The 9,564-nt window shown below is 29.9% G+C and carries 10 protein-coding genes; 9 read left to right on the forward strand and 1 reads right to left on the reverse strand.

Features of this window, described 5'->3' with window-relative positions:
• The first annotated feature begins 93 nt into the window (after positions 1–93).
• The 9 genes from miaB (at position 94) to ACTG3S_RS08850 (ending at position 9,263) form a co-directional block, all read left to right on the forward strand.
• Positions 94–1,548, forward strand: a complete 1,455-nt coding sequence (miaB, locus tag ACTG3S_RS08810; RefSeq protein WP_439128988.1) for a tRNA (N6-isopentenyl adenosine(37)-C2)-methylthiotransferase MiaB — start codon at positions 94–96, stop codon at positions 1,546–1,548.
• An 82-nt stretch (positions 1,549–1,630) separates the two neighbouring features.
• Positions 1,631–2,854, forward strand: coding sequence for a sigma-54 interaction domain-containing protein (locus ACTG3S_RS08815; RefSeq protein WP_439128989.1), 1,224 nt, complete (start codon positions 1,631–1,633; stop codon positions 2,852–2,854).
• Positions 2,855–2,981: 127 nt separating this feature from the next.
• The gene (locus ACTG3S_RS08820) at positions 2,982–3,488 is read left to right on the forward strand and encodes an LptE family protein (protein WP_439128990.1); all 507 of its coding nucleotides are present in this window, start codon (positions 2,982–2,984) and stop codon (positions 3,486–3,488) included.
• A gap of 36 nt (positions 3,489–3,524) precedes the next feature.
• Positions 3,525–4,301 (forward strand): hypothetical protein, encoded by a 777-nt coding sequence (locus tag ACTG3S_RS08825; protein WP_439128991.1) that lies wholly within the window; start codon positions 3,525–3,527, stop codon positions 4,299–4,301.
• Entirely contained in the window at positions 4,298–4,630 is a 333-nt protein-coding gene (gene secG / locus ACTG3S_RS08830) for a preprotein translocase subunit SecG (RefSeq protein WP_439128992.1), read from the forward strand. The genes ACTG3S_RS08825 and secG overlap by 4 nt, the downstream gene beginning before the upstream one ends.
• A gap of 175 nt (positions 4,631–4,805) precedes the next feature.
• A complete protein-coding gene (locus tag ACTG3S_RS08835; RefSeq protein ID WP_298947529.1) occupies positions 4,806–5,081 on the forward strand; it encodes a co-chaperone GroES in 276 nt (91 codons plus the stop codon).
• Between the two features lie 106 nt (positions 5,082–5,187).
• On the forward strand, positions 5,188–6,825 hold the full coding sequence (gene groL / locus ACTG3S_RS08840; protein WP_439128993.1) for a chaperonin GroEL: 1,638 nt from the start codon (positions 5,188–5,190) through the stop codon (positions 6,823–6,825).
• Positions 6,826–6,998: 173 nt separating this feature from the next.
• On the forward strand, positions 6,999–8,654 hold the full coding sequence (locus ACTG3S_RS08845; RefSeq protein WP_439128994.1) for a hypothetical protein: 1,656 nt from the start codon (positions 6,999–7,001) through the stop codon (positions 8,652–8,654).
• A gap of 66 nt (positions 8,655–8,720) precedes the next feature.
• Positions 8,721–9,263: a hypothetical protein gene (locus tag ACTG3S_RS08850; protein ID WP_439128995.1), complete on the forward strand. Its 543-nt coding sequence runs from the start codon at positions 8,721–8,723 to the stop codon at positions 9,261–9,263.
• 69 nt (positions 9,264–9,332) lie between these two features.
• Here the strand turns inward: ACTG3S_RS08850 and ACTG3S_RS08855 are convergent.
• The coding region (locus ACTG3S_RS08855; protein ID WP_439128996.1) for a His/Gly/Thr/Pro-type tRNA ligase C-terminal domain-containing protein at positions 9,333–9,564 on the reverse strand (232 nt) is incomplete at its 5' end.

Raw genomic sequence — 9,564 nt, forward strand, 5'->3', positions numbered from 1 at the left:
ATACACTTTTTATAAAAAAAGACCTTTTTGTTTTCTGCCAATATGTCATTAAATTTCAATTTTGGTTGTATATTTGCAATTCATTTTTTAGATATGAAAACAGTTGAAAAGGTTATAGACGAAAAAATACAAGGAAAAGCCCTTGTAACAGAAAATAAAAAAGAGAACACCAAAAAGCTTTTTATAGAAAGCTATGGTTGCCAAATGAACATGAATGATAGTGAAATTGTAGCTTCTATTTTAGATAAAGAGGGTTACAATACCACGCAGATATTAGAAGAAGCAGATTTGGTTTTGGTAAACACTTGTTCTATTAGAGAAAAGGCAGAAACTACTGTTAGAAGACGTTTACAAAAATACAATGCTGTAAAAAAAGTAAACCCTAAAATGAAAGTTGGAGTTTTAGGTTGTATGGCGGAGCGTTTAAAAGAAAAATTTTTAGAGGAAGAAAAAATTGTGGATTTGGTTGTTGGACCAGATGCATATAAAGATTTACCTAATTTACTAGACGAAGTTAGCGAAGGTAGAAATGCCGTAAACGTAATTTTATCTAAAGATGAAACTTATGGAGATATTGCTCCTGTTCGTTTAAACACAAACGGAGTTTCTGCGTTTGTCTCTATAACAAGAGGTTGCGATAACATGTGTACTTTTTGTGTGGTTCCGTTTACACGTGGTCGTGAAAGAAGTAGAGATCCTAAAAGTATTTTAGAGGAAATACAAACCATGGTAGATAAAAACTTTAAAGAAATTACATTACTTGGACAAAATGTAGACAGTTTTCTTTGGTATGGAGGTGGTTTAAAAAAAGACTTTAAAAAAGCTTCTGAAATTGCACAAGCAACTGCTGTAGGATTTGCAGAATTGTTAGACATGTGTGCTACAAAATTTCCAAAAACACGTTTTCGTTTTTCTACCTCTAATCCTCAGGACATGAGTTTAGATGTGATACATGTAATGGCAAAACACAAAAATATTTGTAAATACATTCACTTGCCAGTGCAAAGTGGTAGTAATGCCATGTTAAAAGCGATGAACAGACAACACACGCGTGAAGAGTATATGCAGTTGGTAGATAATATCTATAAAATTGTACCAGAAATGGCACTTTCTCAAGATATGATTGTAGGTTTTTGTGGTGAAACAGAGCAAGACCATCAAGATACTTTAGAGTTAATGCGATACGTTAAATACGATTTCGGATTTATGTTTGCCTATTCTGAAAGACCAGGCACTTTAGCTGGAAAAAAAATGGAAGATGACGTACCACAAGAAGTAAAAAAACGTCGATTACAAGAAGTGATTGATTTACAACAAGAACACGCATTATATAGAACACAGCAACATTTAGGTAAAACAGAAGAAGTTTTAATTGAAGGAACTTCTAAGAAAAATCCTAATGAATGGAAAGGAAGAAACACGCAAAACACGGTTATTGTATTTCCTAAAGAACACTATAAATTAGGAGATTTTGTGATGGTAAAAGTAGAAGACTGTACTTCTGCAACCCTAAAAGGAACTGCAGTTGGATATTCTGAAAATAATTAATTTTTAGAAAAGAGAAGCAAGAGACAAGAACAAGGAAAAACTCTTTTCTCTCTATTCTTTTTTTTCTATTCTAAAGAAAAAAATGGAAAACTTACAAGCAATAAAACAACGTTTTGGCATTATTGGTAATGATGTGCAGTTAAATCGTGCTTTAGAAAAAGCCGTAAGAGTTGCGCCTACAGATATTTCTGTTTTAGTTACCGGAGAAAGTGGTGTTGGTAAAGAAAATATTCCTAAAATTATTCACTCTTTATCACATAGAAAGCATGCAAAATATATTGCTGTGAACTGTGGTGCAATTCCAGAAGGAACCATAGATAGTGAACTTTTTGGGCACGAAAAAGGTTCTTTTACAGGAGCAACTCAAGACAGAAAAGGTTATTTTGAAGTGGCAGATGGTGGTACTATTTTTTTAGATGAAGTTGGTGAGTTACCTTTAACCACACAAGTACGTTTATTACGTGTTTTAGAAAATGGCGAATTTATAAAAGTAGGTTCTTCTAAAACACTAAAAACAAATGTTAGAATTGTTGCAGCTACAAATGTAAATATGCAAGAGGCAATTCAAAAAGAACGCTTCAGAGAAGATCTATATTATAGGTTAAGTACTGTAGAAATTAGTTTACCTCCTCTGAGAGAACGTAATGAAGATATTCATTTACTGTTTAGAAAATTTGCATCAGATTTTGCTCAAAAATATAGAATGCCGTCTATAAGATTAGATGAAAATGCAATTAAAATACTTTTAAATTATAGGTTTCCTGGTAACATTCGTCAATTAAAAAATTTAGCAGAACAAATTTCTGTTATTGAAGAAAGCAGAACAATTACCGCGAATAAATTGCAACAATATTTACCAAACGCTACTGGCAACTTACCTGCAGTTGTAGGAGGCAAAAAAAGCAACGATTTTTCTAGCGAAAGAGACATTATGTATAAAATTTTATTTGATATGCGTAATGACATCAACGATTTAAAAAAATTAACGCTAGATTTAATGAAAAATGGAAGTGTTGAGGAATTAGAGGAAGAAAATCATGATTTATTACAAAAGATTTATGGAGATAAAGAGCTAAAAGAGCATGATATTGAGGTGCTAAACATACCCCAAAACACCAACAAAGAAAAAGATTATGATTTTATTGAAACGATAGAAGAAGATGAATCTTTATCTTTACAAGACAAAGAAATAGAGATGATTAAAAAATCTCTAGAAAAAAATAATAACAAACGTAAATTAGCAGCAAAAGAGTTGGGTATTTCTGAGAGAACGCTTTACAGAAAAATCAAACAATACGATTTGTAAAAAGTTTGTAATTGTTTAAAAGTTTAAATATCAAGCAAAATATCAGTTCCAGTGATTTTCATTTTCATCAAAATTGTATCGAGGACTTTTAAAAAATTACTCAAGTACTGAATTTCAAATATTAGAAATGAAAAAAACATTTAAAATTTTAGCATTTATTGTAACTACATTAAGCATTGTTGCATGTGGTGCTTACTCTTTTACAGGTGGTGATGTTGGTGATGCCAAAACAATACAAATTGATTTTTTTCCAAACCAAGCCCAATTAATTGAGCCTACTTTAAGTCAACAATTTACAGAAGAATTAAGAGATTTATTTACAAGACAAACCAACTTAGTATTAAACTCTAATAGTGGCGATTTGTATTTTAGTGGAGAAATAACCAGTTATAGAATTGCCCCTATGAGTGCATCCTCTAACCAAACTTCTGCACAAAACAGACTAACAATTACTGTAAATGTAAGGTATGTAAATAGGTTAGATGAAAAGAAAGATTTCGAAAAATCTTTCTCTTTTTATTCAGATTATCCAGCCACATCGCAATTAACAGGTGCAGTACAGGAAGCTGCATTTGAAGAAATAATAGACAGAATAACACAAGATATTTTTAACGCCTCTGTTGGAAAGTGGTAGGTTATTGGAAATTAGAAGTTTAAAGAAATTAAAGTTTTGAATAGTAATACTTTTATTGATTTATTAGAAAATAAAAAAGAAATTCAGCAAGTAGAAACTGCTGAATTAAAAGCTATTGTAGAAAAATACCCTTATTTTCAGAACGCAAGAGCTTTATATTTAAAAGGACTTAAAAACCAAGACAGTTTTAAATATAATAATGAATTAAAAATTACTGCTGCTTACACTACAGACAGAAGTATTTTGTTCGATTATATCACTAAATTTAAAACAGATATTTCTAAAAATGATATTCACGAAGAAATTTCTAAAAAAATCGCCTTAGAAAAACCTTCTGATGAAACTAATACGCAACCAAAGGTAGATATCATAGCAAAAAAAGAAGAAAAAGAAGACATCCAAGAAGCTAAAAAAGACTTAACAATAGGAAAACCTATTTCTTTTTCAGCTAACGAAAGTCATTCCTTTCACCAATGGTTGCAACTCTCTACTAAAAAAACTATTGTAAGAAAACCTGAGGAAAAATCGGTTAAAAAACCTGAAAAAACATTAGAGATTATAGATAAATTTATAGAAACAAATCCTAAAATAGAACCTTTAGAGAAAGGAAAAACGATTGCAGTACCGATTACTGAAAACAAGCAAAATGATGCTTTAATGACCGAAACTTTAGCCAAAGTTTATTTAGAGCAAAAAAAGTACGAAAATGCAATACAAGCTTATCGAATTTTAAGTTTGAAATATCCAGAAAAAAGTGGTTTCTTTGCAGACCAAATTAAAAGAATACAAATTTTACAAAAAAATAAATCATGAGTTATACAGCTTTTTTAATTCTAATTCTGATTGTAGCAGTAGCTTTAATATTAATTGTTATGGTACAAAACCCTAAAGGTGGAGGTTTATCTTCTTCTTTTGGAGGCGGAGGTGCACAATCTTTAGGTGGTGTTCAAAACACAAACAACTTTTTAGACAGAACAACATGGACGTTAGCAATTGCTATGTTCGCCTTAATTTTATTAGCAAACTTTGCTATCCCAAGAGCTGGAGATGATAACTTTCAGTTAAACAATACATTGGATGGTGTAGAAACAACAACTACAACTCCACCATTAGAAACTACTACAAACGATAGTTTAAAATAAGTTTCTTATTAAGAAATTAAAAATGCCAACGTAAATGACACGTTGGCATTTTTTTTTAGAATAATTTACACACAAAAACAATTCCTTGAAAAATTGTCAGTTTTGTTGTGTTGGCACAATTTCTGACAATTTATATACAGAATAAATAATTTAATTAATCAAAATTTATAATAAAATGGGATTAAACATTAAACCTTTAGCAGATAGAGTTCTTGTAGAACCTGCACCAGCAGAAACAAAAACAGCATCTGGAATAATTATACCAGATAATGCAAAAGAAAAACCTCAAAAAGGTACTGTTGTTGCCATTGGAAATGGTAAAAAGGACGAGCCATTAACTGTAAAAGTAGGCGATACTGTTTTATATAGTAAATATGGTGGAACAGACCTAAAATTAGAAGGTACAGATTACTTAATGATGCGTGAATCTGATATTCTTGCAATTATTTAAATGCGCTTTCAGCTATTAGCACTTCGCTTTTAGCAATAACTAAAATTATTAATTAACTAAGCCAATAGCTAAAAGCTAGAGGCAAAAAGCTAAAAAATAAAAAAAAATGGCAAAAGATATAAAATTTGATATAGAAGCTAGAGATGGCTTAAAACGTGGTGTGGATGCATTAGCAAATGCAGTAAAAGTAACTTTAGGTCCAAAAGGTAGAAATGTAATTATTTCTAAATCTTTTGGAGCGCCAACAGTAACTAAAGATGGTGTTTCTGTAGCAAAAGAAGTAGGGTTAGAGAACGAGCTAGAAAATATGGGAGCTCAAATGGTAAAAGAAGTTGCTTCTAAAACCAACGATTTAGCAGGTGATGGAACAACCACTGCAACTGTATTAGCACAAGCAATCGTAAAAGAAGGCTTAAAAAACGTTGCTGCTGGTGCAAATCCTATGGATTTAAAGCGTGGTATTGACAAAGCTGTAGAAGCAATTGTTACAGATTTAGAAAAACAAACTAAAAAAGTAGGTAATTCTTCTGAAAAAATACAACAAGTAGCTGCTATTTCTGCAAATAATGATGCTGTTATTGGCGATTTAATTGCAACTGCTTTTGGTAAAGTAGGTAAAGAAGGTGTAATTACTGTAGAAGAAGCAAAAGGTACAGACACCTATGTAGATGTTGTAGAAGGTATGCAGTTTGATAGAGGATATTTATCACCGTACTTTGTAACAGATGCTGATAAAATGATTGCAGATTTAGAAAATCCTTATGTGTTATTGTTCGACAAAAAGATTTCTAACTTACAAGAAATTTTACCAATCTTAGAACCTGTTTCTCAATCTGGTAGACCTTTATTAATTATTGCAGAAGATGTAGATGGACAAGCATTAGCTACTTTAGTAGTTAACAAATTACGAGGTGGTTTAAAAATTGCTGCTGTAAAAGCACCTGGTTTTGGAGACCGTAGAAAAGCAATGTTAGAAGACATCGCAATTTTAACTGGTGGTACAGTAATTTCAGAAGAAAGAGGATTCTCTTTAGAAAATGCAACGTTAGATTTATTAGGTACAGCTGAAGGAATTACAATTGATAAGGACAATACAACTATTGTAAATGGTTCTGGTGATGCTGAAGCTATTAAAGCAAGAGTAAATCAAATTAAAGCTCAGATAGAAACTACAACTTCAGATTATGATAAAGAAAAACTACAGGAACGTTTAGCTAAATTAGCTGGTGGTGTAGCAGTTTTATATGTAGGTGCTGCTTCTGAAGTAGAAATGAAAGAAAAGAAAGATAGAGTTGATGATGCGTTACACGCTACAAGAGCTGCAGTTGAAGAAGGTATTGTTGCTGGTGGTGGTGTTGCTTTGGTACGTGCTAAAAAAGTTTTAGAAAAGTTGGCAACCGAAAACTTAGATGAAACAACTGGTGTTCAAATTGTAAACAAAGCAATTGAATCTCCTTTAAGAACTATTGTAGAAAATGCTGGTGGTGAAGGTTCTGTAGTAATTAATAAGGTACTAGAAGGTAAAAAAGACTTTGGTTATGATGCAAAATCAGAAACTTATGTAGATATGTTAGAAGCCGGTATTATAGATCCTAAAAAAGTGACTAGAGTTGCTTTAGAAAATGCAGCTTCTGTTGCGGGTATGATTTTAACCACAGAATGTGCATTAGTTGATATTAAAGAAGATGCACCTGCTGGTGGTGGAATGCCTCCAATGGGCGGTGGTATGCCAGGTATGATGTAGTGGCGAATCGCCACAGATAAGTTCTACACTCTTGTGTAAAATACTTACCTAACTTTCTCTATTGTCATTTCGACTTATGGAGAAATCTCAAAACATAAAAAATCCGTTAGAAATATTCTAACGGATTTTTTTAGTACTATATATAAGTGTTAAATATTTAACATTTTGGCATAATGATTGTTTCTATTTTACAAATTATTAACAATACTACTATGAAAAAGAAAGCCTACATTTTAATTTTATTTCTGTTATCAATTCAATTTAATACGCAAAGTCAATCTAAAAATATAGATTCTCTTTATACAAATTACTTTAAAAAATCTAGAGAAATTCCTTTTTTACATTTAAATAAAACAAGTTTTTTAAAAGGAGAAGAAATTTGGTTTCAGGCGTATGTTTTAGAACAAAATTCAGAAAAACTACATTTAGAAACCTCTAATCTTTATGTATCTGTTTATGATGATACAGGAACTTTAAAAGAACAACAATTAATAAATATTAAAGAAGGTATTGGAAGAGGGAGTATTAGAATAGATTCTTCTTTTATAAAAAAAGCCTACTACTTAAAAGCATCTACTAATTGGATGAAAAATTTTGCAGAAGACAATTCGTATTTACAGAAAATAGTTATTCTGAAAAATCACGAAGAACAAAAAGAAGTCGTTGATAAAAAAAACTTTTATGATTTTCAGTTGTTCCCAGAAGGCGGTCATTTAATTGCAAAAACACATAATAAAATTGGCGTTTTAATAAAAAACGGAAATAATGAAGGTATACAGATTAAAAAAGGAGTTATAAGAAACGATAAAGGAAAGATTATAAAAACATTTTCAACTAATAAATTTGGTTTTGGAGCAGCTATTCTTCCAATTAAAAAAAATAAGTATTTTACTTTTGAAGCAACACTAGATAATAAAACGCGGATAGTAAAGAAAACATCAATAATAAAAAAAACTGGTATTGCTTTATATTTAGAACATTTAAAGAGAGATGATTTTTCTGTTTTAAACATTTTAACTAACACTGAAACTTTAAAACTTATTGAGGGACAAAGGTATAGGGTAATGCTTCATAATACCAAAAATTTTGCTAATCATTATTTTACATTCAATAAAAAATACAAAGCCTACGAAATTTTTCTAGAAAAAAAAGAAATTCCTGAAGGAATAAATACAATTACCATATTTAATGAACAGAACAAACCTGTTTTAGAAAGAATCTTCTACAACAAAACATCAAAAAATATTTCTAATAATTTACAAACAAATCTTGTTTCAGTGTTAAGCGATTCATTAAAAGTTAGCATTGCAAATAACAATAACGAAAAAATATTTTTAAGTATTTCTTTTCTTCCTACAGAAACAAAAGCATACAAACCAGAAAACAATATTATTTCTAACTTTTTATTAAAACCTTTTATAAAAGGAAATATTGAAAACGCAACACAATATTTTAAGTCGAGTAATGAAAAAAGGTTTTTAGATTTAGATTTATTATTAATTACACAAGGTTGGAGTAAGTATAAATGGAGTAATATTTTTAACAATCCCCCCTCTAATATTTATAATTTTGAAAAAGGAATAGATATTTCTTTAACATTAAATAAAAAAATTCCTAAAGGACAACGAGTAGAAATGCATTTTGAAGAAAAAGATTTTGTGATAGTTTTTCCTTTTAAAAACACAAATAGGCATAAATTAGAAAATACTTTTTTTAAGAAAAATTCACTTATATATTTTGGACTAAAAAGTCTAAATAATACTTTTAAAATTAGCCCAAGCTTAGCATTCTCAAATAGTCATTTGTATGGAAACATAACTACTAATTAACAAAAAAAATTACAAACAACTAACGTGGTGCGTTCTAACTTTTCATTTTTAACCAGTAACTCAATTATGTTAGAAGAAGTCGTAATTAAAAGTAATTTAAATCAAAAAAGGAATTATTTAGTAAACAATACTTTTATACCTTATAATCCTAACTTATATAATAGAGGTGTACCTAACCCCTATGGAATTATTGATTTTGATGGAAAAGCTAGTTCTTGGGAGAAATATAAAGGTTCAGAAGTTATTGATTATCCTTTTGGAGCTAATGGACCTACTATAGCCGGTACTATTGGACCTTTTACAGTTGTCACATCACCTACTTTTATTGATGAGGAATGGATAGAATTTAGTCAAGTAAAATTACCTGTTGGTTTTGCTTCAGAAAAAGAATACTATACTCCAAAATATCCTTCATTTACAAATGAAACATACATAAATTATGGTGCAATTTTCTGGAAACCAAATATTACAATAGAACCTAATTCTTATATAAAATTAAATATTCCAAAAGATAATCAACAAGAAATACGTTTGTTTTTAGAAGGCATTTCTACTTCTGGTAAACTTATTTCTAAAGAAAAAAAATTAGATATAATTCCTAAGTATTAATTAATAAAAAATCCCTTCGAATTAAATTTCTTAGGGATTTTCTTTTAAAACTATAAATATCAAAAAAAACTACCCTTCCATTTTCTGAAGCCAATTTTTTACTTCAACTTCAGCTTTTATAATTTCTTTTAAATCGGTAATTTTTACTCTTTTTTGCTCCATAGTATCTCTGTGTCTAATAGTAACAGAATTATCTTCTAAACTATCATGATCTACGGTAATACAAAAAGGTGTACCTGCTGCATCTTGCCTTCTGTAACGTTTACCAACAGCATCTTTTTCATCATAAAAAACATTAAAA

This window comes from Polaribacter sp. (genome assembly GCF_965656025.1).
GTDB lineage: Bacteria > Bacteroidota > Bacteroidia > Flavobacteriales > Flavobacteriaceae > Polaribacter.

What these genes read in the sequence shown, in the direction of transcription:
- groL (WP_439128993.1), top strand. Translation starts at nt 5,188, where the DNA reads ATGGCAAAAGATATAAAATTTGATATAGAAGCTAGAGATGGCTTAAAA.
- ACTG3S_RS08815 (WP_439128989.1), top strand. Translation starts at nt 1,631, where the DNA reads ATGGAAAACTTACAAGCAATAAAACAACGTTTTGGCATTATTGGTAAT.
- miaB (WP_439128988.1), top strand. Translation starts at nt 94, where the DNA reads ATGAAAACAGTTGAAAAGGTTATAGACGAAAAAATACAAGGAAAAGCC.
- ACTG3S_RS08835 (WP_298947529.1), top strand. Translation starts at nt 4,806, where the DNA reads ATGGGATTAAACATTAAACCTTTAGCAGATAGAGTTCTTGTAGAACCT.
- ACTG3S_RS08845 (WP_439128994.1), top strand. Translation starts at nt 6,999, where the DNA reads ATGATTGTTTCTATTTTACAAATTATTAACAATACTACTATGAAAAAG.
- ACTG3S_RS08850 (WP_439128995.1), top strand. Translation starts at nt 8,721, where the DNA reads ATGTTAGAAGAAGTCGTAATTAAAAGTAATTTAAATCAAAAAAGGAAT.
- secG (WP_439128992.1), top strand. Translation starts at nt 4,298, where the DNA reads ATGAGTTATACAGCTTTTTTAATTCTAATTCTGATTGTAGCAGTAGCT.
- ACTG3S_RS08820 (WP_439128990.1), top strand. Translation starts at nt 2,982, where the DNA reads ATGAAAAAAACATTTAAAATTTTAGCATTTATTGTAACTACATTAAGC.